This is a genomic window from Streptomyces sp. ME19-01-6 (genome assembly GCF_033793745.1).
In the GTDB taxonomy this organism is placed as follows: Bacteria; Actinomycetota; Actinomycetes; order Streptomycetales; family Streptomycetaceae; genus Streptomyces.
The window spans coordinates 1-550 of record NZ_JARAXF010000145.1; the positions used below are offsets into that span (position 1 = coordinate 1).

Annotated in this window: 1 protein-coding gene; it reads right to left on the reverse strand. The window is 70.4% G+C overall.

Features of this window, described 5'->3' with window-relative positions; genetic code table 11:
- Positions 1-550, reverse strand: a 550-nt coding sequence (locus PV419_RS53060; RefSeq protein WP_319701273.1) for an IS3 family transposase, incomplete at both ends; no start/stop codon positions are given.

Here is a 550-nt window from a genome sequence, read left to right on the forward strand (position 1 = left end):
CATCGACCAGCCGAGCACCCGGCGCGAGCAGATGTCGATCACGCAGGCGAGAAACAGCCACCGCCCACCGACCTGGATATACGTGATGTCACCGCAACCCCGCTCATCGAGCCGGGAGGCGGTGAAGTCCCGCTGCAGCAGGTCCGGCGCCGGCGGTGCGGCGGGGTCGGGGACCGTGGTCCTCTTCTTCCTGCGCAGGTGGCGGCCGACGATGCCGTGCTCGCGCATCAGCCGCGCCACCCGCTTGCGATTCACGTGGTGCCCGGATCCTTGCAGGCCGGCGTGGACCCGCAAGGCCCCGTATGACTGGCCGGATTCGGTGTGGATCTCGCGGATCCCGGCCGCCAGGGCGTCGTCCGCCGCCTGTCGGGCGGCCCGGGCATCCGCGCCGGCCAGCCACCGGTAGTAGCCCGAGCGGGAGATTCCAAGCACCCGGCACAGCCGCTGGACGCCGAACTCGTCGGCGTATGGGGAGATGAAGCCCCAGCGGCGCGACCTCACTTCATCTCCTTGGCGAAACACTGGGCCGCCCGGCGAAGGATCTCCCGTT